At 71.8% G+C, this 22,432-nt stretch carries 23 protein-coding genes; 15 read left to right on the top strand and 8 right to left on the bottom strand.

From position 1 onward, the window contains the following. Nucleotides 1–10: 10 nt before the first annotated feature. A complete protein-coding gene (locus AB0M30_RS04405) occupies nt 11–613 on the top strand; it encodes an NAD(P)H-binding protein (protein ID WP_364579699.1) in 603 nt (200 codons plus the stop codon). 61 nt (nt 614–674) lie between these two features. Here AB0M30_RS04405 and AB0M30_RS04400 read toward each other — a convergent pair whose 3' ends face one another. Continuing rightward, entirely contained in the window at nt 675–1,577 is a 903-nt protein-coding gene (locus AB0M30_RS04400; RefSeq protein ID WP_364579696.1) for a LysR family transcriptional regulator, read from the bottom strand. Between the two features lie 34 nt (nt 1,578–1,611). On the opposite strand from AB0M30_RS04400, the gene AB0M30_RS04395 reads away from it, so the two are divergent. Then, nucleotides 1,612–2,391: an inositol monophosphatase gene (locus AB0M30_RS04395; RefSeq protein WP_364579694.1), complete on the top strand. Its 780-nt coding sequence runs from the start codon at nt 1,612–1,614 to the stop codon at nt 2,389–2,391. A gap of 11 nt (nt 2,392–2,402) precedes the next feature. On the opposite strand, the gene AB0M30_RS04390 is transcribed toward AB0M30_RS04395, so the two are convergent. Beyond that, nucleotides 2,403–3,569 (bottom strand): serine hydrolase domain-containing protein, encoded by a 1,167-nt coding sequence (locus AB0M30_RS04390; protein ID WP_364579691.1) that lies wholly within the window; start codon nt 3,567–3,569, stop codon nt 2,403–2,405. 86 nt (nt 3,570–3,655) lie between these two features. On the opposite strand from AB0M30_RS04390, the gene AB0M30_RS04385 reads away from it, so the two are divergent. Both AB0M30_RS04385 and AB0M30_RS04380 read left to right on the top strand, forming a co-directional pair. Continuing rightward, nucleotides 3,656–4,312 (top strand): response regulator transcription factor, encoded by a 657-nt coding sequence (locus tag AB0M30_RS04385; RefSeq protein ID WP_364579688.1) that lies wholly within the window; start codon nt 3,656–3,658, stop codon nt 4,310–4,312. Continuing rightward, nucleotides 4,309–5,409: an ATP-binding protein gene (locus AB0M30_RS04380; protein ID WP_364579685.1), complete on the top strand. Its 1,101-nt coding sequence runs from the start codon at nt 4,309–4,311 to the stop codon at nt 5,407–5,409. Before AB0M30_RS04385 ends, AB0M30_RS04380 begins: the two co-directional genes overlap by 4 nt. A 26-nt stretch (nt 5,410–5,435) precedes the next feature. On the opposite strand, the gene AB0M30_RS04375 is transcribed toward AB0M30_RS04380, so the two are convergent. After that, nucleotides 5,436–5,654 (bottom strand): hypothetical protein, encoded by a 219-nt coding sequence (locus AB0M30_RS04375; RefSeq protein ID WP_364579682.1) that lies wholly within the window; start codon nt 5,652–5,654, stop codon nt 5,436–5,438. Next, entirely contained in the window at nt 5,647–6,582 is a 936-nt protein-coding gene (locus tag AB0M30_RS04370; RefSeq protein ID WP_364579679.1) for a PHB depolymerase family esterase, read from the bottom strand. Before AB0M30_RS04370 ends, AB0M30_RS04375 begins: the two co-directional genes overlap by 8 nt. Before the next feature lie 198 nt (nt 6,583–6,780). Here AB0M30_RS04370 and AB0M30_RS04365 point away from each other — a divergent pair, with 198 nt between their 5' ends. Together AB0M30_RS04365 and AB0M30_RS04360 are read left to right on the top strand one after the other, a co-directional pair. Then, on the top strand, nt 6,781–7,617 hold the full coding sequence (locus AB0M30_RS04365) for a PaaX family transcriptional regulator C-terminal domain-containing protein (RefSeq protein WP_364579676.1): 837 nt from the start codon (nt 6,781–6,783) through the stop codon (nt 7,615–7,617). Nucleotides 7,618–7,691: 74 nt separating this feature from the next. After that, complete coding sequence (locus AB0M30_RS04360; protein ID WP_364579673.1) at nt 7,692–9,200, top strand: hypothetical protein; 1,509 nt, start codon at nt 7,692–7,694, stop codon at nt 9,198–9,200. A 133-nt stretch (nt 9,201–9,333) separates the two neighbouring features. On the opposite strand, the gene AB0M30_RS04355 is transcribed toward AB0M30_RS04360, so the two are convergent. Both AB0M30_RS04355 and AB0M30_RS04350 read right to left on the bottom strand, forming a co-directional pair. Continuing rightward, nucleotides 9,334–9,879, bottom strand: coding sequence for a 2'-5' RNA ligase family protein (locus AB0M30_RS04355; protein WP_364579670.1), 546 nt, complete (start codon nt 9,877–9,879; stop codon nt 9,334–9,336). A gap of 205 nt (nt 9,880–10,084) precedes the next feature. Next, a complete protein-coding gene (locus tag AB0M30_RS04350) occupies nt 10,085–10,330 on the bottom strand; it encodes an ATP F0F1 synthase subunit C (protein ID WP_103342261.1) in 246 nt (81 codons plus the stop codon). Between the two features lie 1,472 nt (nt 10,331–11,802). Here AB0M30_RS04350 and AB0M30_RS04345 point away from each other — a divergent pair. From AB0M30_RS04345 to AB0M30_RS04305, 9 genes are all read left to right on the top strand, one after another. Beyond that, the gene (locus tag AB0M30_RS04345; protein ID WP_364580480.1) at nt 11,803–12,537 is read left to right on the top strand and encodes an AfsR/SARP family transcriptional regulator; all 735 of its coding nucleotides are present in this window, start codon (nt 11,803–11,805) and stop codon (nt 12,535–12,537) included. A gap of 274 nt (nt 12,538–12,811) precedes the next feature. Next, nucleotides 12,812–13,063: an acyl carrier protein gene (locus AB0M30_RS04340; RefSeq protein ID WP_364579667.1), complete on the top strand. Its 252-nt coding sequence runs from the start codon at nt 12,812–12,814 to the stop codon at nt 13,061–13,063. 10 nt (nt 13,064–13,073) lie between these two features. Beyond that, complete coding sequence (locus AB0M30_RS04335) at nt 13,074–14,324, top strand: beta-ketoacyl-[acyl-carrier-protein] synthase family protein (RefSeq protein ID WP_364579665.1); 1,251 nt, start codon at nt 13,074–13,076, stop codon at nt 14,322–14,324. Further along, on the top strand, nt 14,321–15,430 hold the full coding sequence (locus AB0M30_RS04330; RefSeq protein ID WP_364579662.1) for a beta-ketoacyl synthase N-terminal-like domain-containing protein: 1,110 nt from the start codon (nt 14,321–14,323) through the stop codon (nt 15,428–15,430). The genes AB0M30_RS04335 and AB0M30_RS04330 overlap by 4 nt, the downstream gene beginning before the upstream one ends. After that, a complete protein-coding gene (gene fabG, locus AB0M30_RS04325) occupies nt 15,427–16,167 on the top strand; it encodes a 3-oxoacyl-[acyl-carrier-protein] reductase (RefSeq protein ID WP_364579660.1) in 741 nt (246 codons plus the stop codon). Before AB0M30_RS04330 ends, fabG begins: the two co-directional genes overlap by 4 nt. A gap of 15 nt (nt 16,168–16,182) precedes the next feature. Continuing rightward, the gene (locus AB0M30_RS04320) at nt 16,183–17,559 is read left to right on the top strand and encodes an ATP-grasp domain-containing protein (RefSeq protein WP_364579657.1); all 1,377 of its coding nucleotides are present in this window, start codon (nt 16,183–16,185) and stop codon (nt 17,557–17,559) included. 32 nt (nt 17,560–17,591) lie between these two features. Next, entirely contained in the window at nt 17,592–18,629 is a 1,038-nt protein-coding gene (sbnB, locus tag AB0M30_RS04315; RefSeq protein ID WP_364579655.1) for a 2,3-diaminopropionate biosynthesis protein SbnB, read from the top strand. A 13-nt stretch (nt 18,630–18,642) separates the two neighbouring features. Beyond that, on the top strand, nt 18,643–19,626 hold the full coding sequence (gene sbnA / locus AB0M30_RS04310) for a 2,3-diaminopropionate biosynthesis protein SbnA (RefSeq protein ID WP_364579652.1): 984 nt from the start codon (nt 18,643–18,645) through the stop codon (nt 19,624–19,626). Nucleotides 19,627–19,789: 163 nt separating this feature from the next. Then, nucleotides 19,790–21,091, top strand: a complete 1,302-nt coding sequence (locus AB0M30_RS04305) for an MMPL family transporter (protein ID WP_364579649.1) — start codon at nt 19,790–19,792, stop codon at nt 21,089–21,091. Here the strand turns inward: AB0M30_RS04305 and AB0M30_RS04300 are convergent. Both AB0M30_RS04300 and AB0M30_RS04295 read right to left on the bottom strand, forming a co-directional pair. Beyond that, nucleotides 21,084–22,049 (bottom strand): ATP-binding cassette domain-containing protein, encoded by a 966-nt coding sequence (locus AB0M30_RS04300; protein ID WP_103342269.1) that lies wholly within the window; start codon nt 22,047–22,049, stop codon nt 21,084–21,086. The two genes, AB0M30_RS04305 and AB0M30_RS04300, sit on opposite strands and share 8 nt — an antisense overlap. Further along, nucleotides 22,049–22,252 (bottom strand): MbtH family protein, encoded by a 204-nt coding sequence (locus tag AB0M30_RS04295; protein WP_013225885.1) that lies wholly within the window; start codon nt 22,250–22,252, stop codon nt 22,049–22,051. Before AB0M30_RS04295 ends, AB0M30_RS04300 begins: the two co-directional genes overlap by 1 nt. Between the last annotated feature and the right edge of the window lie 180 nt (nt 22,253–22,432).

The following is a 22,432-nucleotide window of genomic DNA, read 5'->3' as shown; positions in this document are numbered from 1 at the left end:
CGTGGTCGGCATGAACCTCACCGTCCTCGCGGCGTCCGGCCGGACCGGCCTCGCGCTCACCCGGGAAGCCCTCCGGCGCGGCCACACCGTCACCGCGATCGCCCGGGATCCCGATCGGATCGCCGTTCCCGGATCACCGCACCTGCACAAGGTGGCGGGCGACGTCGACGACCCGGCGAGCCTCGCCGTCGCCGCCGGTTCGACCGTCCTTTCCGGACTCGGCACGGACCGGGCCGGCGTCCTGCTGGCGGGGGCCAAGGCGGTGGTCGCCGCCGGGCCGCGGCGGATCATCTGGCTCGGCGCGTACGGCACGGGGAAGTCGGCCGAGGTGGCCGGCGAAGCCGCCGGTCAGCTCGGGACGATGCTGGGCGACCGGCTCGGCGACAAGGTCGACGCCGACGGCACGATCCTCGCCGCGGGCGGCACGGTGTTCCACGCCGGGTTGCTCACCGACGGGCCGGAAAGCCCCGGGCGGCGGACGGTCGGGCTGGACGCCGGGCCGCCGCTCGACTTCGCCGCGGTGATCAGCCGGGCGACCGTCGCCGCGGCGATGCTCGACGAAGCCGAAAACCCGCGGTTCGCGGGCACGATCGCGCTGCCACTGCCCGAGTAGCAACCGCCCCGAGGTGGCTTCGGGTGCGGTGAACGCGAGGACACCTCGGGAGACGCGGGGCTCAGCCGTCGCCGGTGAGGTGTCCGAGGACCGCCCGCACCTCGGTGCGGAGCCAGAGGTGGGCCGGGTCCGAGTCGTAGCGCTGGTGCCAGGTGCAGCAGATCTCCGCGGCCGGGGATTCGGCCGGCAACGGGCGGGTGATCAGCCCGAAGGCGTCGATCAGCGAGCGGCCGAGCAGATCCGTGCAGCTGACCAGCGCGTCGCTGTGCACCGCCAGCTGCAACGCCGTCGCGAGGGTGGCCACCGAAGCGATCACCCGGCGGCGGAGGCCTTCCGCGGCCAGCACGTCGTCGATCGGGGCGGTCAGCCGGCCGCGGCGGGAGACCAGGACGTGCGGGTGTGCCGCGAATTCGCGCAGGTCGAGACCTCCGGCCGCCGGGTGGCCCGGGCGCATCGCCACGACCAGGTGGTCGTGGCCGACCACCTCGGACCGGAACTCCGGCAGGTACGGCCGGCCCCCGCCGATCTCCAGGTCGACGCGGCCGTGCCGGAGGTCGTCCGTGTCCGCGGAGTGCTCGGCCAGCACCCGCAGCTGCACGCCGGGCGCCTGCTCCTGGAGCTGCCCGGCCAGCACCGGGACCACCGACATCGCGAGCGCGTCGTGGCACTGGATCGTGAACGTGCGGTCCAGTTCGGACAGGTTCAGCTCGCGGGCCGGCAGGAGCACCTCGCGGGCCCGCCGGACCAGCTGGTGCACGTCCTCGCGGATCGCCATCGCGTACGGCGTGGGCACCATCGTGTGGCCGGCGCGGACCAGGATGTCGTCACCGGTCACCGCCCGCAGCCGGCCGAGGGTGCGGCTGACCGCGGGCGAGGACAGGTGCAGCCGCTCGGCCGCGCCCATCACGCTGCTCTCTTCGAGCAGCGCGTCGAGCACCGTGAGCAAGTTCAAGTCGAGTTGCACGAACCCAAGACAACCACAGGAGATGGGACGAACCATGAGCCAGGACCTGCTCACCGCCACCGCCGCCGCCGTCCGCGAGGCGGGCGCCCGGATACTGGCGCGCTACTCCCCCGCGTCCCGCCCGTCCGGGCTGACCGAACTGCTGGCGGGCCTGCACGCCAACGACACCGCCGTCACCGACGTGCTGCGGCCGGCGTTGACCGCGATCCGGCCGGAGGCGCGGTGGCTCGACGACGAACACGGCTCCGGGCCGATGCCCGCGGGCGAGTGGTGGCTGATCGACCCCATGGGCGGCAACATGAACGCCGTGCAGGGCATGCCCGACTGGAACATCGGCGTGAGCCTCGTCCGCGACGGGCGTCCCGTGCTGGCCGCGCTCTTCTTCCCGGTGCTCGACGAACTCTTCACCGCCCGCGAAGGCGGCGGGGCACACCTCAACGGCGAGCCGCTGCGGGTCTCCGCCAAGACGTCGCTGGACGGCGCGCTGACGGGCACCGGCCAGGCCCAGGCCGGCCAGGACGCCGAGCTCCTCGCCCGGATGGGCGCCTCGTTCACCGCGATGTCGGAAGCGGCGCTGTACGTGCGGATCTCCGTCCCCGTGACCCACCAGCTCGCCCAGGTCGCCGCGGGCCGGATGGACCTGCACTGGCAGTTCGACAACGTCCGCTCCCACGCCGCCGGCGTGCTGCTGGTCCAGGAAGCCGGCGGGGTCGTCACCGGCCTCGACGGCGGCCCGTGGGACCTGACGAGCCGGGCGTACCTGGCCGCCGCGCCCGGGGTGCACGCCGCCGCGCTGAAGATCTTCACCGCCTGACGGCGCGAAGGTCACGCGGTGATGAGGTCGCGCGCCTTCTTCACGACCGGTGGGGGCCCGCCGTCGTAGTCGTAGTTGCTCAGGATCACCGTCACCCAGTCGGTGTCCGGGTACATCTGGAAGTCGGTCGACGTGCCAGGGGCACCGCCACCGTGGCCGGTCACCCACTGGTCGCCGACGAGCAGCGTCACCGGGCCATAACACTGGAAGGCGACGTGCGGAGCCCCGGGCGTCCCGCCGGGCGGCGGACCGGGCTGCGGCGGAGGTGGCACCTTGCCGCTCAGCGTGATGCCGGTGAAGGCGCGGTCGAGCAGCTTCGAACCCTGCAATGCGGCTGCGAAACGCGCCAGGTCGGCGCACGTCGTGAAGGCGTCGCCGGCGGGAGTGCCGATGTACAGCCGCTGGTCGATCGTGTCGGCGCGGCCGCCGGACGGTTGTTTCGCGTAGGGGTGCGCGATGCGGGGGTCCGTGTGCCACTGCGGCCTGGTGTAGAAGTCCGTGGTGGTCATCCCGGCCGGGCGGAACACGTGTGCACGCACGTAGTCGTAGTAGGACTTCCCGGACACCTGGGCCACGATCGCGCCGAGCAGGTGGTAGGCCGCGTTGCTGTAGCGGGACCCCGCCCCGGGCGCGAACTCCAGTGCGGTGCGCCGGATGTAGTCCGTCGTGCCGGTCATCACCTGGCCGGCGTCGGTCCAGGTGAGTGCTTCCTCCAGGTACCCGGGCATCGTGAAGGTGTCGCCGAGCCCGGACGTGTGAGTGAGAAGGTGGTGGACTCGCACCGTGTCGGCGATCTCGGCCGGGAAACCGCTGAGGAACGTGCCCAGCGTGCTGGTGTACGCGATCCTGCCGGCCTGCGCGAGCTGGGCGATGGCCACCGCCGTGAAGAGCTTCGTCACCGAGGCCATGGCGAACAGGGTGTCCGGGCCGTTGGGCGCGGCGTCGTTGGCCCGGCCGTAGGACCTGGCCAGCACGGGACGTCCCCGGTGGACCAGCAACAGGCTGCCGGAAAACGCGTCCATGGCCGCCTGTTCCCCGACGAACCGGTCGAACGCGCGCACGTCGACGGAGGTGGGGCCGAGGGTGGTGCCGGAGGCCGCTCCGGCGAGAGCACCGGTGGCGAGCATCGCCCCGGAGGCGCCGAGCACGCCCAGGACGGATCGTCGTGTCGTGGTCATGGCCGAAGGTCTACCGGGCCCGGCCGATCGGGGACCGATGGCCGGCCCATACGTGAGCCATATGCCGCGCGCGGGACACTGGCCGGGTGCGGGTGCTGCTGGTCGAGGACGAGCAACCATTGGCCAAGTACGTCGCGGCCGGCCTGCGCAAGCACGGGTTCGCCGTCGACGTGGCCTTCGACGGGCGCACGGCGCTCGACAAGTGCGGGGTCACGCCCTACGACGTCGTCGTCCTGGACCGGGACCTGCCCGTGGTCCACGGGGACACGGTGTGCCGCGAGCTCGCCGGGCACGGCGCGGCGCGGATCCTGATGCTCACCGCGTCCGGCACGGTCGAGGACCGGGTCGAGGGGCTCACGCTGGGCGCCGACGACTACCTCGGCAAGCCGTTCGCCTTCTCCGAGCTCGTCGCCCGGGTGCGGGCCCTGTCCCGCCGCAGCGCGCCCGCGATGCCGCCGGTCCTGCGGGCCGGCGACGTGGTGCTCGATCCCGCGCGGCGCACCGCGGAGCGCGCGGGCCGGCTCCTGCACCTGACGCCCAAGGAGTTCGGCGTGCTCGAGCACCTGCTCGCCGCCGGCGGCGCGGTGCTGAGCGCGGAAACGTTGCTGGACAAGGTGTGGGACGAACACGCCGACCCGTTCACCAACGCGGTCCGGATCACCGTCGGCACGTTGCGGCGCAAGCTCGGCGACCCGCCGCCCATCGAGACGGTGCCGAGTGCGGGCTACCGGATCGTCCCGTGAACGCGCGCGCCCGGCTCACGATCCTTTACGCCGCACTGGTCTTCGCCGCCGGCACCCTCTTGACCACGCTCACCTACCTGCTGATGCGCGGGAACGGCGGCCATCGGATCTCGGTCATCACGCTCGGCCCGGCGCCGGACGCGATGCCGCCGTTGCCGCCCTCGATCCAGGCGGTCACCCTCACCGATTTCATCACCCAGGCCGCGCTCGCGCTCGCGGTGGTGACGGCGCTCGCCGCGGTCGCCGGGTGGCTGGTGGCCGGGCGGGTCCTGCGGCCCATCCGCACGATTTCCGCCACCGCACAACGCCTTTCGGCGGAAAACTTGTCCGAGCGGGTGCCGGTCACCCGGCCCCTCGACGAGCTCGCCACCCTGGCCGGCACCGTCAACGGGATGCTGGACCGCATTTCGGACGGCGTCGCCGAACGCGACCGGGTGCTCGCGAGCCAGCGCATGTTCACCGCCAACGCCGCCCACGAGCTGCGCACCCCGCTGACCACCATGCGCACCGCCATCGACGTCACCCTCGACAGCCGGCCCGGTACCGAAGAGCTGCTGGCCATGACCGCCGACGTCCGGACCGCCGTCGAGCAGAGCCGGCGCACCCTCGACGCGCTGCTGGCGCTGGCCCACAGCCAGGCCGGCCCCGGCGTCCGGCACCGCGTCGACCTCGCCGAGGTCGTGGCGCACAGCCTCGGCGGCGTGGACCTCACGGTGCGAGCCGACCTGCGGCCCGCGCCGGTCCGCGGTGACCCGGTCCTGCTGGAACGCCTGTGCGGCAACCTGGTCGACAACGCTGTTCGCCACAACTGTCCCGGAGGCCGGGTCGAGGTCGCCACCGGCGGCGCCGGCGGGCGGGCGTTCCTGCGCATCGGGAACACCGGCGCGCCGATCGCGTCGGAGGCCGTCGACCGGCTCCGGGAGCCGTTCGTCCGCGGCGACGGCCCCCGGATCCACACCGGCCGCGGCACCGGCCTCGGACTGTCCATCGTGGACGCGATCGTCGCCGCGCACCGGGGTGAGCTCACCATCGCCGCTCGCCCGGCCGGCGGGCTGGACGTCGTCGTCCACCTCCCGGCCGGCGAACACTCCGGCTGAACCGGCGCGCTTGCTTGCGAGAGCAGTCAGCCGCCGAGCCCGAAGAAGGCGCCGGCGACCGCAGCCATTCCGCCCGCAGGCAAACTGCGCCCGGCACCCTGGACGACGTAGTCCTCCACGCGAACCGTGCCGGAACTGTCGGCGTAGCGGCGGCGGTTCCAGCCGGCCTGCGGGATGTCGGCGGATGTCGGCGCCGGCGGGGTGCGACCCCCGCCGGCGCGCTTGCCCACGAAAGCGTCAACCACCGAGCCCGAAGAAAGCGACGGCAACCGCGGCCATCCCACCCGCGGGCAGGCTGTGCCCGGCACCCTGGACGCTGTAGGCCTCCACCCGGACCGCGCCGGAACTGTCGGCGTAGCGGCAGCGGTTCCAGCCGGCCTGCGGGGTGTCGGCGGACGTCGGCGTCTGGCTCAGGCCGAACACGTTGGTCCACTGCTCGATTTCCTCCTGCAGCAACGCATACGGCACGAGCGTGTCGGCGGTGCCGTGCCACAGCTGGACGCGCGGGCGCGGACCGGTGTAGCCGGGGTAAGCCTGCCGCACCGCGTCACCCCACTGCTGAGGCGTGCGGTTCGCCCCGCCGTTTCCGGTGCACTTGCTGCTCCACGGCGGGAAGTCCGCGGCGTTCGCGAAACAGTTGAAGGGGACGCCCATGAACGCCGCGCCCGCCTTGAACACGTCCGGGTAGAGGGCGAGCATCTCGTTGGTCATCATGCCGCCGGACGACGAGCCGGTGGCGAAGACGCGGTTCGGGTCGCCGCCGTAGTGCTGCTCGGCGTAGGTCACCATCGAGACGATCGAAACCGGGTCGCTGCCGCCGCCCCGCCGCTTCGCCGCGTCCGACCAGGTGTCGAAGCAGTTCCCGAAGCCCGCCTGCTGCTGGGCACTGGGGTAGATGACGAGGAACCCGTAGCGGTTGGCCAGCGAGGCGAATTCGCTGCCGGAGTAGAACCCCGGCCCCGAACCGCCGCAGCCGTGCATGGCGACCACGATCGCGGGGTTGGCCGGCCGGGCGTCCGGCACGTAGACGTGCATGCGCATCCCGCCCGGGTTGTTCCCGAAGCCGGTCACTTCCACCAAGGAAGCGGCCGACGCCGGGGCCGGCACCACAGCGGTGACGGCCAGCAGCAGGGCACTGGCGATGGTCACGAACGCCGTTCTGAATCCACTCATCGGTGACCTCCGGTCGGCGATCCCCCTCGCGACTGAGGTTAGGCAGATCGACGGCGACCGTCAACAATTCATCAACCATTTCGAAGAACCGAAACTTTCGAACTCGGCAATGGCCGCTGAATGCCGGATAAATCATTGATGATCGTCGCGGAAACAGCGAACAATCCGGCGCGGTAGGTTGGACGCCGGAGGTGGCGCATGCTCGAAGCGGCCGGCTGGGCGGAGGACGAGGGCGTGCCGGGCGTGCGGCCCGAGGCCCTGCTGCTGACGCTGTTCGGCGACCACGTGCTCGACCGCGGGATCGCCGTGTCGACCGGCGGGGTCATCGCCGCCCTCGACCGCCTCGGCGTCGGCGAACACGCGACGCGGGCGACGCTGAGCCGGATGAGCCGTCGCGAGCTGCTCCGCACCGTCCGCCGGGGGCGGCGGGCGTTCCTCGGCCTGACCGCGCACGGCACCGCGGTACTGCGCGATGGCCAGCGCAAGCTCGACGGCGACGTCGTCGACCGGCACTGGGACGGCCGGTGGACGCTGCTGACGTTCTCGGTGCCGGAAACCCGGCGCGCGGACCGGTACGCCCTGCGCACCCGGCTGGGCTGGTTCGGGTTCGGCCCGCTGCGCAGCGGGCTGTGGGTCTCGGCGTCGGCCGCCGACATCGCGCCGGCGCTGGCCGAGCTCGACCTCCTCGACCACGCCGAGGTGTTCCGCGCGGAGCCGTTCATGTGGACCGACCCGGTGCGCATCGCCCGTGAAGCCTGGGACCTGCCCCGGATCGCGGCCGGCTACGAGCAGTTCCTCCGCCGCTGGAGCGGCAGCGCACCCGGCGAGCTCGGCGACGAGCTGTCCCGCCGCATCCGGCTGGGCGCGGAATGGCTCCTGCTGATCCGCCGCGACCCGGTCCTGCCGCCGGCGCTACTGCCCCCGGACTGGCCGGGCACGCGCGCCGCGGCGCTGTTCCGCACCCTGCGTCACGAATGGACGCGCCCGGCCGAGGAGCTGGCGGGCGGCCTCCTCGAGTCCCTCGTCGAGGAATGAGGCCCGTCGGCGGTTGCCACGTTGCATGCCACGTTGCAAACTGAGGGCCCCGTTCCCCATCACGGAGGTCAAAGGTGACCGGCTTCGATCGACGCGACGTGCTGCGTGCCCTCACCGCGCTGGGGGTCACCGGCGTGACCGCGAGCCTCTTCGGCGGCACCGCCGAGGCCGCTGTGCCGCCCGGAGCTCCGCCCCGGGCCGGGGGCTTCGCCACCGGGACCCCCGAAAAGATGGCCACCGGCACCGGCCCGCTGGACCTGAAGTTCGCCGTCACCGAGCAGTTCCGGCCGTTCGACCTGATCGCGCCGAAGTTCGTCCAGCTCGACTCCCCCGCCCGGCCCGGCGCGCTCGTCAAGACCGGCATCCGGCCGAGGGCGCCGTACGGGACGGTGACCGTGCAGGTGCTCGACGACCGCGCGCCGGTCGTCGCCGGGCTGGCCGGGGCCGGGATTTCGGTGCTCGGCACCTACGACGCCACCGCGGGCCAGGCGGCCATCGAGATCACCACGGCCGGCGGCACCACCGTGGTCAAGTCCGCACCGGCGGACCTGCGGGCGCCGTTCGGCTTCGCCGTGGTGGTCAACGAAAACGCGGTCACGGTGCTGGCCGACCGGGGCACCGGCTGGCGGCCGCTGCTGACCGAGCGCGACCAGGTCCGCGCGCGCGTCGACCTGCGCGACCCGGCCGTGCTGGGCCGGCTGGGCTACGCCTACGGCACCCGCGGGCCGGCGCGGCTGGGCCGGGTGCGGGCCGGGTACTACGGCCAGGCCGGCGTCCGCGACCCCCACGTCGTGCAGTACGCCGACGGCCGCCCCTACATCCGCCACGGCAAGCTCTACCTGACGATGACCAACGCCGGCCTGGGGTTCTTCCAGCAGGCGCACTGGGCCGTGTGGACGCTCGACCTGGCCGACCCGACGAAGCTGGAGCAGGTGGCGACCCTGTTCTTCGCGCGCGACGGCGTCGTGCTCGGCGACCACGCGGGCCAGATCGTCCTCGACGGCGACCGCTTCATCCTGCTGATGAGTTCCTGGGGCGACTTCTCGTTCAACGGCGTCCACGTGCGCCACGCGGTCACCCGTGCCGACGTGCTTTCGGGGGTGCACGTCCTGCCCACCGAGCGGCTGCCGCTGCCCACGACGGTCAGTTCGTGGGACCCGGCGCTGACGAAGATCGACGGCCGCTGGCACATCGCGTTCGTCGAAAGTCCCGCCCAGCAGCCGGCTTTCGTGTTCCACCCGGCCCTGGCGGCGGCCCCGCGCGGCGCGGACTACGACCACGGGCTGACACTGCTGGGCGCCGACGTGTCGGTCGGCCAGACCGAAGGCACGATCCTGCAGCGGGTGGGCGGCCGCTGGTACCTGTTCGCCAGCGACGGCGACGCCCGCGAATACCCGGTGTACGACCTGAGCCTGCGCAAGCTCGGCACGCTGAACGCACCGTACGGCACCAACATCCCCCACCCGATGCTGGTCCGGATCGGCGACCGCTGGTGGCTGCCCACGTTCGACGGGACGCAGTACGCCGAAGACGTCCTCGGCTACGGCGGCCACGGGGACTTCATCCTGATGCGGTCGAGCTAGTGTCGCGCGTCGCAAGTTGTTTGACGTCCGGGAAGAGCGCCCCAATGTGGCCTTCGGTGCGTTCAACGCAACCAAGGCCACATTGGGGCGCTCGGGGACCGGGCCGCTGTCACTGAACTTCGGACGCGCGACACTAGCAGCCCGCCAGGGCGAACTCGGCGACCGTGCGCCACGAACCGGGGGCCGTGCTCCCGGCGATCAAGCGCACCCGGTCGATCCCGGCCCGGATCGGAAGCGTCGCCCGGACCTCGGCGGCCGCCCGGTCCAGCGCGGCCGTGCCGGCCCGGCGGGTGCTCCCGATCGTCAGGTGCGGCACCACCTCGGCGTGGGCGCCGCCGTACGGGGGGCACTCGGGGAACCGGCGCCACACCCGCTCGGTCAGCGCGCGGAACGGCCCGGCCGGTTCGGGAGCCAGCCAGACCACCTCCCGCCCGAACCACGCGACCCGGGAGAACACGCACTCGAACGCACCGGTCCGGGTCAGTACCTCACCCAGGCCGTCGACGACCGCGGCGGTGATCCGCTCCGGCGGGAGGAACGGGTAGAGGACCGTGACATGGGCCGGGACGCCCCACAGCGCCGAGTGGTCCAGCTCCTGGCGGTAGCTGTCCACCACCGCGTCGGCCGCCGGGACCGGCACGATCACTGCCGTTTCGGTCGTGCCCGCCAGGTTTTCCACCACTGGATGCTCGCACCTCCTTCCACGGACTTTCCCGGCCGGGCAGACGCGCTCGCCCCTGCCACCGGAATGGCCCGGCTCGCTTCGGTCAAGCTGTGCACCGGACCGAAGATCTCCTCGCGCAGCACGGGATCGCCGGGCGCACCCGGTCCGGACGGACCGCCGCCCGCGCGCCGGCCGAGGGCCGGGCGCGGGCGGTGGTATTTCACCGGTTGGACGCGATGAAATACACCACGATCCCGATCAACGCGAGCACTTCGCTCAGCACGAACGTCGAGTAGCCCAGCGTCTGCAGTTTCCCGCGCGCTTCCGGCTGCCGTGCGGTACCATTGATGACGGCGGCGAAGATCAGGCCGACACCGATTCCCGGGCCGATCGCCCCCAATCCGTATCCGATGGCGGCGAGGCCGGGGTTGATGTTGGCGGCCTGGGCCAGAACTGTGTCACTCATGGGCATTCCCCTTCACATCGGTCCACGCGCACGCTCGCGTGGAACAGCGGGTTCGTGCGTCACACCGGACGGAATCAGAGCTGGGGCGAAGGGCCGGAACCGGAGACGGTCGTCGAATCGAGGCAGATCTCGCTGGGCGGGCGGGATTGTCGGTAATCGAGTGGTCCGATCACCATCAGGATATCACGGGAAATCGGAACTCGCCGCCGCTGAAAGCGGGCCGGCTGATCCACACCGGGGTGGCAGTGTCCATTGTGGTCGGTCGAACGCGACGCGGCTCGGGAGCGACCAGACCGGGAGTGGGGCTGTCCGGCGGTCCGCCATGAACGCACTCGGCCGGGTCGGCTGAACCGGCGAGAGGGGACCGCCCCAAACACACTCGACCCTGGGCCGGCCAGACCGGCGAGAGAGACCGCCCGGCAGTCCACCCGAACGCACCCAGCCCTGGTCGGCCAGACCGGCGAGAAGGACCGTCCAGCGGTCCGCCCTGCACCCACTCGACCCGAGTCGGCCAGACCGAGCTGAGAGACCACGCGGCGGTCCACCCCGAACCCACCCAGCCCGGCGCAGGCCGCCGTCCGGCGAAGGGGACACTCAGCGTGACCGAACCGTCATCCCTCCGGCCCGGCCGCCCGGTGACCGACGCCCGGCTTGGCCGTCACCCACGACAAGCCGCCGACGCGAGGACACCCACCCGGCACACGTCCGCGAGCCCCGGAGACTCGCCTCGGCAGGACACCATCCCGTCGAAGCCTTCGAATCCCGGCGGCCGATCGGGTGAGGCCGGGGACCACCTTCGGAGGACAGTTCGCGAAGCCGGTGCCGGGGCCTTTGCCGGGTCAGTCCGAGCTACGCTTCCGAGCCCGGCTTTGTTTCGAAACTCGGTGTACACCGTTCACTGACGCAAAAGCCCGGACAAACCCGGACGCCGCCCGAAACCCGCCCACCGAGGGCGCCGATTTTATTAGCCGGGCCGAAAGCCCGAATGATGTTTGCGCTCCCATTGCGGTCGCCTCGGCCACCCGCCTGCCCGGCGTCCCCGGCGCACCCCCCACGCCCCGGGCCCCGACGGGTCCGGACCACCGCCGCCCGGCCGACGACCGCCCGGTCAGCGGGGGTTTCTCGACGTAATGACCCTCGTGCCGTCCGTGCAAGGAGCCGAGCCGCCGGCACCGCTCACGAGGACCCTACCAGCGAAGATCGGCCGCGGCCCCTGGAGTGCTGACACCACCATTAATGGTGGTGCTAACACCACCACCCAGGGGTATGTCCGAATACATCCCGAGCCAAACTGTCCACCAGGTGATACTACTGACGAGTTGGGCGTTTCACTCGTCCGAACGGAGGTACCTAAGCTACCGGCCCTCTGCCACTATCTTGCGCAAAATACATCTTCGGGTGGTCCGGCCGCTGAGTATCGGGCTGCCCGAATCTGGGGGTCGATCGAAGTGGAAATCGAACTACTAGGCAGCATGGAAATAAGATCGAATGGGAGAATTTACTCGATACGCGCGAAGAAAGTGCGGACCCTGCTGGCCATGATGGCTCTGTCGCCTGGCCGCCCGGTGTCCTACGAGCAGCTGGCGGACGAGCTCTGGGGCCCGCGGTCACTCGCCAACTCCCGTAACGCACTGCAAGCAAATATCGCACGACTGCGGCGGCTTTTCAAGCCGATCACCGACGCGAGCGGGGAGGAGATCGTCCGGACCACCTACAGCGGCTACCAGCTGGAAGTGTCCGCCGAATCGATCGACTCGCACCGGTTCCTCGAACTCGCGCGGCGCGGCACGTCGCTGGTCGCCTCCGCACCGCAGGAAGCCACCGGCATCCTGCGGGAAGCCCTGGTCCAGTGGCGGGGGCCGGCGCTGATGGACGTGCAGGAGGGCGTGCGCTGCCGGGCCGCGGCCACGCACCTGAACGAGCGGCGGCTGGCCGTCCAGGAAGACCTGATCGCCGCCCGGCTCGCGGTGGGACAGCACCACGACATCGTGCACGAACTGCGGCAGCTGGCCACCGAGAACCCGGGCCGGGAACGGCTCAGTGAACTGCTGATGCTCGCCCTCTACCGCACCGGCCAGCAAAGCGAGGCGCTGTCGGTGTTCCACCGCACCAGCAAGTGGCTCGGCAACGAACTCGGTCTCTCACCCGGCCGGGCGCTGCGGCAGCTGTATCAGGCGATCCTGGTGCAGGACTGCATGCTCGACTGAACACCACGGCACCACCGGCAGCAGGGACGGCGCGACCACCGGCCGTCCCTGTTGTCGTTTCCGGAGAAATTTCCGAAGGAATTTCACGAATACCTTCCGGGCTCATCCACTCTCCTTCCGTGAGCACGACCATGATCGTGGCGCACGCGGATGACCGACGGCTGACGGCTCACCGACGCCTGCCTTCGTCAGCGTTCGGTCAGAGTGCGGTCATCTGCGCTGGCTAGTTTCCCGGCGAGGCCGAAGTTCGTCCGAAACCGGTACAGGAGTCGTCATGACAGCGGCAGTGTCCGAGCGCAGGGAACAAATCCGCGCGATCGTTTGCGAGCACCTCGAGCTCGAGGACAACGAGCTCTCCCCGACGAGCAACTTCATCGAGGACCACGAAGCCGACTCGCTCACGCTGATGGACGTCCTCGCGGCGCTGGAGAAGGAGTTCGGCGTCACGATCGACCAGGCGCAGTTCCGGCGGATGGTCGACCTGGACAGCGCCTACGAGGTCGTCGCGGAATCCGCCGGCTGGTAAGGGAAATCCGATGAGCGAACAGTCCACCGCACCCGGCAGGCGGGTGGTGATCACCGGTTGCGGGGTGGTTTCCAGCCTCGGCACGGGCATCGAGGAGTTCACGGCCGCGCTCCGCGCCGGGCGCAGCAACGTCCGGCCGATCAGTGTCTTCGACACGACCGGCTTCGAGCACAACAACGGCTGCGAGGTCATCGGGTTCGAGCCGGAACGCTGGATCCACAACGTCGAAATCGACTCGCTCGGCCGAGCCAGCCGGTTCTCGACCGCGGCCGCCCGGCTCGCGGTGGCGGACTCCGGCATCGACCTCGACGTGCTCCGGGACGCGCGCTGCCTGCTCTCGGTCGGCACGACCGACGGCGAGTCGCACGAAATCGACAGCATGGTTTCCCTGGAGATCGCGGACGGACCGGAAGCGATGAGCTCGCGGCTGGCCCGGCGGACCTCGGCCGGCCGGCTCGCCACCTCGATCGCCCACGAGCTGCGCCTGTCCAATGTGGAGGTCGGCAGCATCGCGACGGCCTGCTCGGCGGGCAACTACGCGATCGGCCACTCGTTCGACGCGATCCGGCTCGGGGAAGCGGACTTCGCGTTGTGCGGTGGCGCGGACGCCGTCTGCCGCAAGACGTTCACCTCCTTCTACCGGCTGCGCAGCATCGCGCCGGACTTCTGCCGCCCGTTCGACAAGAACCGGCTGGGCATCCTGACCGGCGAGGGCGCCGGCATCCTGATGCTGGAGAGCCTGGAGTCGGCCACCGCCCGCGGTGCCCGGATCTACGGCGAAGTGCTCGGCTACGGCCTGTCCTGCGACGCCCACCACCCGGTGGCCCCGCACCAGGGCGGCATCGCCCGGTGCATGGAGCTGGCGCTGGCGAACGCCGGCGTCAAGCCCGCCGAGGTCGACCTGATCTCCGCGCACGGCACCGGGACCCACGCCAACGACAAGACCGAAGCCGCGGCGATCCGCGAGCTGTTCGGCGACGACACGCCCCGCGTGGTGTCGATGAAGTCGATGCTCGGCCACTCGATGGGCGCGGCGAGCGCGCTGGCCGCGATCGGCTGCTCGGTCGCCATCACCGAGGGGTTCATCCCGCCGACGATCAACCACGTCGAGACCGATCCCGAGTGCGCCGTCGACTGCGTGCCCAACGTGGCGGTCGAGGCGGACCTGCGGATCGTGCAGAACAACGGCTGGGCCTTCGGCGGCAACAACTCGGTCGTGCTGATCGGCCGCTACGACGGCCCGCGGGAGGCAGTGGCATGAGTACCGCAACCCCGGCCGCGCCGGTCATCTCGGCCTGGACGGCGATCTCGCCGTTCGGCCACGACCGCGCTTCCTTCGCCGACGGCGTCCGCACCCGGACCTCACCGGTGTCCACACTCGACACACAACGCTGGGCGCGGGGACCCGCCGCCACGGCGGCCACCGTCCCGGGCTTCGAGCCGCGGGAGTTCCTCGGCACGAAGGGCACCCGGGCCATGAACCGGGTCAGCGGGCTCGCCGTCGCCGCGGCGAAGCACCTGCTCGCCGACATCGGCGTCGAACCGGGCGACGAGCGCGACGACATCGGGTTCGTGCTGGGCACCACGACCGGCAGCGTGCAGAGCATGATGGACCTGACCCGCGCCTCGCTCACCGGCGACAAGCCCGACCACGTCGAACCGGCCGCGGTGCCCGGCTGCGTGATGAACTGCGCGGCCGGCCAGGCGGCGATCTGGCACGGGCTCAAGGGCCCGAACGCGACGATCGCCGCGGGCCGGACCACCGGCCCGCACGCGCTGAACTACGCGCGGCGGCTGCTGCGGACCGGCCGGGCGACCCGGGTGCTCTGCGGCGCCGCCGAGGAGTACTCCCCCGCCCGCGCCTGGGTCGAACACCACCGCCGCGGCGGGCCCGACCCGGTTGTCATCGGCGAAGGCTGCGCCATGTTCCTCCTCGAACCCGCGGAGCTGCGGCCGCCCGGCCGCCGGGTGCTGGGCACCCTGGAGGGGTTCGAATCCCGCGTCTGCCTCGACGGCGACCTCGCCGGGACGGTGGCCGTCGCGGTGCGCGCGCTGCTCGCCTCCGCCGGGGTCGCTCCCGAGCAGGTGTGGGCGGCCACCGGCAGCGGCTTCACCGACTCCCGCGGCGAACCGGCCGAGACGGTGGCGCTGCGGGAGCTGTTCGGCGACGCGCCCGTCGACCGGGTGCCGTCCGCGGACTTGCTCGGCGACACGGCTTCGGCGAGCGCGATGTTCCAGCTCGCCGCCGTCCTCAGCGTCGCGGAATCCGCCGAGCGGGCCGGCGCCGACCACACGGTCGTCACCACCTGCGACGACGACGGTTCGGTGGCGTGCACGCTGCTGCGGCTCGGCGAGCCGGTCGCATGAGCGCGCCGAAGGTCGCGCTGATCAGCGGCGGTTCGCGCGGCATCGGCCGCGCGGTCGTGCTGAACCTCGCCGCGAGCGGCCACGACATCGCGTTCTGCTACCGCTCGGACGAACAGTCCGCCGACGTGCTCACCAAGGAGGTGCACGACCTCGGCCGGCGGGCGGTCGCGACGAAGGTCGACGTCACCGACCGGGAAGCGGCCGGTGACTGGGTCGCGAAGACGGCCGCCGACCTCGGCGTCCCGGACGCCGTGGTGACGTCGGCGGGCATCACCCGCGACGGTGCGTTCGTGACGATGACCGAGGACCGCTGGACGGACGTGCTGCGGACCAACCTCGACGGCGTCTACAACGTCTGCCAGCCGGCCGTGTTCCTGATGCTGAAGCAACGCCGCGGCAGCGTCGTGACGCTGTCTTCGGTGTCCGGCGTGTACGGCAACCCGACCCAGGTCAACTACTCGGCGTCCAAGAGCGGGGTGATCGGCTTCGCCAAGGCGCTGGCCAAGGAGGTCGGCCGGTTCGGCATCCGGGTCAACGCGGTCGCGCCGGGCCTGATCGAGACCGACATGACCGCGCAGATGACGGACAAGGCCCGCGAGAAGCTGCGCGCGGCCATCCCGCTGGGCCGGTTCGGCACCGCCGAGGAGGTCGCCGACCTGGTGGCCTACCTGGCGTCCGACCGCGCCGCCTACATCACCGGAAGCGTATTCGAGATCGACGGCGGCCTGGTCGTCTGAGGGGAAGGTCCGCCAATGGACTCCGATAGCCCGAACTTCATCGCGCGGCTGAAGACCGCCGCGCTCGGCTCGGCCGAGCACCCGCTGGTCTTCCTCGGCAACTTCGAGGTCGAGGAACTGTGGGCCGCCGACGAGCTCGGCCTGCCGCGGGTGTCCGCCGCGGGCAGCACGGCGGTGGTCAACAGCATGGACGAGTTCGCGCTGCTGCTGGGCGGCAAGGGCGACCACGTCGTGCTGAAGCACGCGCCCGACCCGGACTACCACCGCTACCTGCTCGACCTCGGTTTCGAGCTGCCGGAAGTCCACGTCGTGGCGGCACCGGACCCGGCGCGCAACGTCAGCCAGGACGCGCTCGCCGATCCCGCGCTCGTCGCCACGCTCGCCGAGCTGGCGACCGACGGCGCGCACCTGCTCCCGCATGGCGCCTCGGCCGTCGAGGAGGAACTGGCGGCCCGCACGGGCGTGCCGCTGGCCACCCCGTCCGCCGCGCTCTGCAAGTCCGTCAACAGCAAGGTCTACAGCAGGCAGCTGGCCGACGAACTCGGGCTGCGGCAGCCGCCCGGCTGGGTCTGCGACACGCCCGCCCAGCTGGCCGAGGCCGTCCCGGAGGCCGCCAAGGTGCTCGCCGAGGGCGGCACGGTGGTGGTGAAGGAGGCCTACGGCGTGTCGGGGAAGGGCATCGCCGTCGTCACGAGCGAGCAGCGGCTGCTGCGCCTGCAGCGGATGATCGAACGCACCGCGCAGAAGGCAGGCCGCGACCGCATCGCGCTGGTGACCGAGACCTGGGTCGACAAGCTCGCCGACCTGAACTACCAGTTCACCGTGGGCCGGGACGGCTCGGTGCGGTTCGACTTCGTCAAGGAGGCGATCACCGAGAACGGCGTCCACAAGGGACACCGGATGCCGGCCCGCCTCGACGAGGGCCAGCACCAGGTGATCCGGGACGCGGCGGACGCGCTGGGCGCCCGGCTGGCGAAGGACGGCTACTACGGCGTCGTCGGCGTCGACGCGCTGGTCGAGCCGGACGGCGGGATCTTCCCGGTGCTGGAGATCAACGCCCGCAACAACATGTCGACCTACCAGGTGCCGCTGCAGGAGCGGTTCGTGCCCGCCGGCGCCGTCGCGATGGCGCGGCACTACCCGGTGCGCCTCGCCGCTCCCCTGTCCTTCGCCCGGCTGCGCGAGACGCTCGGCGAGCTGCTGTTCGCCGGCTCGGGCAGCGGGCTGCTCGTCAACAACTTCGCCACGGTCAACGCCGGAGCCGGCGTCGCCGCCGCGGGCGACGCCTTCGCCGGCCGCCTTTACGGCGTGCTCATCGGGCCCTCGGCCGAGCCGCTCGACGAGCTGGACCGCCGGATCACCGAGCGCCTCGCCACCCTCGCCGCGGCGTGACCGCGCACCGACCGCCTCAGGAGGCTGCCAGCATGAGCACCAGCACGTCCGTCCCGGAGTTCGCCGTGATCTCCGGGGCGCAGGTCCACGACATCCTCGGCGGACAGGAAAAGCTCGTCATCGACCTGATCGAGTCGGCCTACCGCCTGCACGGCGACGGCGACACGGTCAACCCGCCGTCCTACTTCCTGCGCTTCCCCGACCGGCCGTCCTCGCGGATCATCGCCCTGCCGGCGTCGGTCGGCGGCGACATCGCGGTCGACGGGCTCAAGTGGATCTCGAGCTTCCCGGAGAACGTCGCGAGCGGGCTGCCGCGGGCCTCGGCGATCCTCGTCCTCAACGACCGGCAGACCGGCTATCCGCTGGCCTGCCTGGAAAGCTCCATCATCAGCGCCACCCGCACCGCCGCCTCGGCCGCGCTCGCCGCCGACTGGCTGACCCGGGACCGGGCCCGGCCCGCCCGCCTCGGCATCGTCGGCACCGGCCTGATCGCGCGGTACGTCCACGCGTACCTGGCCGCCGCCGGCTGGAGCTTCGACGACGTCGGCGTGTTCGACCTGAACCCGGCGCACGCCGACGGGTTCAGCGGCTACCTCAGCGCGGCGGGGCAGCCGTCGGTCACCGTGCACGACAGCGCCGAAGACCTGATCCGCGGGAGCGACCTGGTCGTGTTCGCGACGGTCGCCGGCGAGCCGCACGTCCACGACCCGGCGTGGTTCGAGCACAACCCGCTGGTCCTGCACGTCTCGCTGCGCGACCTGTCGCCGGAGGTGATCCTGGCCTCGACCAACGTCGTCGACGACGTCGAGCACTGCCTCAAGGCGAACACGTCGGTGCACCTGGCCGAGCAGCGGACCGGGGACCGGGACTTCCTGTCCGGGACGCTGCACGACGTGATGACCGGAAAGGCGTCCCTGCCGAAGGACCGGCCGCTGGTGTTCTCGCCGTTCGGGCTCGGGGTGCTCGACCTGGCGGTCGGCAAGCACGTCTACGACCAGCTGCGTGCTTCCGGCGAACTGCGGACCGTGCCCGAGTTCTTCTTCGAACTCGACCGGTACGGCAAGCGGTGAGCGGGAGCTTCACGTGCCGATAATCAGCGCCCCGCAGGACTTCAACACCGACGACCTGTTCGTCGACCTCCGCCGGTTCGCCGGCCACCCGCTGTTCCTCAAGTGCGAGGGCTTCAACTTCGCCGGGTCGATCAAGGTCAAGGCCGCCCGGTCGATGGTCGCCGCGGCCGAGCGCCGCGGCGACCTGCGGCCCGGCTCCACGCTCGTGGAGAGCTCCTCCGGCAACCTCGGCGTGGCGCTGAGCCTCGTCGCCGCCAGCTCCGGCTACCGGTTCGTCTGCGTCACCGACTCGCGGTGCACGCTCGGCGCCCGGCAGCTGATGGAGACGATGGGGGCCGAGGTGCGCATCGTCACCGAACCGCACCCGGAGCACGGGCTGCTGGGCGCGCGCATCGCGCTCGTGCGGCAGCTGTGCGCCGAGCGCGGGTTCGTCTGGCTCAACCAATACGAAAACGCCGGGAACTGGCGCGCCCACTACGAAACGACCGGCCCGCAGATCGCCGAAGCCTTCCCCGACGCGGAGGTCGTCTTCATCGGGGCGGGCACCACCGGGACGCTCATGGGGTGCGCCCGGTACCTGCGCGAGCACCGGCCCGGCACCCGGGTGGTCGCCGTCGACACGGTCGGCTCGGTCACCTTCGGCACGCCACCGGCCCGCCGGATGATCCCCGGGCTGGGCACCGGGATCCGGCCGCCGATGCTCGATGCCTCCTACGTCGACGACGTCCTCCACGTCGAAGAAGCCGATACCGTGCGCACCTGCCGGGCGCTCACCCAGGAAGGGTTCTGCTTCGGCGGCTCCACCGGAACCGTCGTAAGCGGCGCCCTGAGCTGGCTGGAGCGGCACCCGGACATCGGCACGGCGGTCGCGATCGCGCCCGATCTCGGCGACCGCTACCTCGACACGGTCTACCACGACCAGTGGGTGGCGGACCTCTACGGCGAAGACCTGCTCGAGCACGACCCGGCGATCCGGCCCGCCGGGCTCGGCCGATGACCGGGCCCGGTGCTGTGATCCACCACACACGGCCTAGCACCACCGCGAATCCGGGTCTCACACCCCGTGAACGAACGGTCACGGCCCCCTAGACTCGAACACACGCGCGGACGGAATCGCACCGCGAACGCCGCCTTGCCCATCGGGTCGAACGGGGACGATCGTGAAGGCTTCGCTCGCCGTCCGCACCTCCTGCTGGTGTGCCGAGCACCCCAGCGCGGTCATCGCGCTGTGGCTCGTCTTCGTCGCCCTGGCGGAGCTGCCGGGCCTCACCGGCACCGCCCGGCTGGGTGACGGCTCGCTGTCCGACCCCGACGTGGCGGCGAACTGGTGGCCGGTGGTCGCCGCGCCGATCGCGGTCGTCGTGAGCGCGCCCTTCTCCCGGCTGCTGCTGCTCGTGTCCGCGCTGTTCATCAGCATCGTCACGGCGACCTCGGCGGCCGTGCTGGACGCGGTGTCCGAATCCGCCGCGATGTCGCCGCTCGCCGGCAACGCGGCCCTGCTCGTCGTCATCACGGTGGCGGTCCAGCACATGCTGTTCGCCCTCTGCCGGAGCCGGGAAGCGGTGGCGAGCGGGAACGACGCGTCGCGGGCCGCCCGGATCGTCGCGAGCACGGCCGGCAACGCCGCCCTCGTCTCGGGCGGGGCCCTCGCCGTCTCGCTGACCGCGGTGGCCCTCGTCGCCGCTCCGGAGCTGGCGCCGCTGGCCACCGCCGTCCTCGTGGTGGTGCTGGTCGCGACCGTGGCCTCGCTCAGCCTGCTGCCGGCCCTGAACGACCGGGTGCTCGCCTCGTCCAGGCCGCTGCCGCCGCTGCCCTCGGCCCTGAAAGTCGGCCTCCTGCCCCGGTTCGTGCGGCCGACGGCCATCGCGGCCGGCGTGCTCACGCTGGCCGTCGCCGCGGTCTACGGGTCGATGCGGGTGTTCTCCCCCGCCTGCGCGGGCTGCCGGCCGCTGGCCGCCGACCTGGACGTCTGCGGGGTGACCACGATGCTGGTCGTCCTCGGCCTGGCCACGCTCGTCGCCTACCGGCGTCCGGTGGTGGCCGTGGCGACGTTCCTGCTGAACGGCGTCGCCGTGCTCGCCGGGCTGGGGATGCTGGCCCTGCTCGTCGACCCGCTGCCCGGCTGGGCGCCCATGGTGCTGGTGGTCGCGCTGCTCGTGCCGGCGAACCACCTGCAGATCTACCTGCTGCACCGGCTGCGGAGCGAAACCCTGGCCGGGATGTCCCGGCGCAACACCGTGGCACACGCGTGCCGCCGGGCCTGGTCGGCATCCGGCGGCGCGCTGCTGGTGACGGTGGTGATGTGGCTGGTCTGGGGACTGACCGAGCGCGGGGACGTCCGGGAGTTCGCCCTGGCCACCGCGCTGGTCCTCGTCGTCGACACGACGATCGTCCGGTTCCTGCTGCTGCCCCGGCTCGCCGTCCTGGGTGGACGGACGAGCTGGTGGCGGCCGGTCAAGTGACCGAAGGACGTCCCGTGAGGTCGAGGAACACCTCGTCGAGCGTCGGGCGGCGCAGGGCGAAGTCGGTGTACTCGACGCCGGCGTCGCGCAGGGCGGCCGCCGCGGCGGCGATGCCCCCGGCGGTGTCGGGCAGTTCGACCGCGATGCTCCGCTTGCGTTCGTCGACGGTCACCGCCGAGGCCGAAACGCCGGACAGGGCCGAAACCGCGGGCTGGAGCCACTTCTCCTCGGCGACGGCGATCTCGAGCCGCTCCGCGCCGATCTTGCGCTTCAGCTCGTCGGCGGTGCCCTCGGCGATCACGCGGCCGTGGTCGATCACGACGATGTGGTCGGCGAGGTAGTCGGCCTCCTCGAGGTACTGCGTGGTGAGCAGGACCGTGACGCCTTCGTCGACCAGGCCCCGCACGATTCCCCACAGCGTGCTGCGGCTCGCCGGGTCGAGGCCGGTGGTCGGCTCGTCGAGGAACAGCACCGACGGGCGGCCGATGAGGCAGGTCGCCAGGTCGAGTCGCCGCCGCATGCCACCGGAGTACGTGCCGACCGCGCGGTCGGCGGCGGCGGTCAGGTCGAAGCGCTCCAGCAGCTCTTTGGCCCGTTCCCGGGCGCCACGCCGGCCGAGGTGCAGCAGCGTGCCGAGCAGCTGGAGGTTCTGACGCCCGGTGAGCAGCTCGTCGACCGCGGCGTACTGGCCGACGAGACCGATCCGCCGCTGCACTTCCTTCGCCTGCGTGGCCACGTCGAAGCCGGCGACCCGGGCGGTGCCGCCGTCCGGGCGCAGCAGCGTCGCGAGCACCCGGACGGTCGTGGTCTTGCCCGCGCCGTTGGGGCCGAGCAGGCCCAGCACCGAGCCCGCGGGCACCCGCAGGTCGATGCCGGCGAGGGCTTGGTGGTCGCCGAAGCCCTTGCGCAGCCCGGTGACTTCGATGGCCGCTTCGCGGTCGAGCGCCTCGCTCGCCATCAGCCCGCGTCCCGCAGGCTCTTCGGGCGCAGGTCGGTCCAGGTGGCCTCGACGTGGGCGACCGCGTCCGCGCGCGAACTCTCCCCCAGCGAGACCTCCCACCCCGGCGGCACCGCGGCGAACACCGGCCAGATGCTGCGTTCTTCCTCGGCGTTGACCAGGACGAGGAACCGGCCGTTCTCGTCGTCGAAAGGACTCGTCACTTCACATCTCCGTCTGTTTCGGGCCTGGTGGCTTGCTGTCATGGTGTTCGGACCGGCTGACGGCACGCTGACCGCCACCTGACCCGCTAGTGTCGCGCGTCGCAAGTTGTTTGACGTCCGGGAAGAGCGCCCCAATGTGGCCTTCGGTGCGTTGAACGCACCGAAGGCGGCCTTCGGTGC

Origin of the sequence: Amycolatopsis sp. NPDC051716 (assembly GCF_040681595.1) — a bacterium.
In the GTDB taxonomy this organism is placed as follows: domain Bacteria; phylum Actinomycetota; class Actinomycetes; order Mycobacteriales; family Pseudonocardiaceae; genus Amycolatopsis.
Note: the sequence above shows the minus strand (reverse complement) of the source record. Positions and strands in the feature narration are given on the sequence as shown.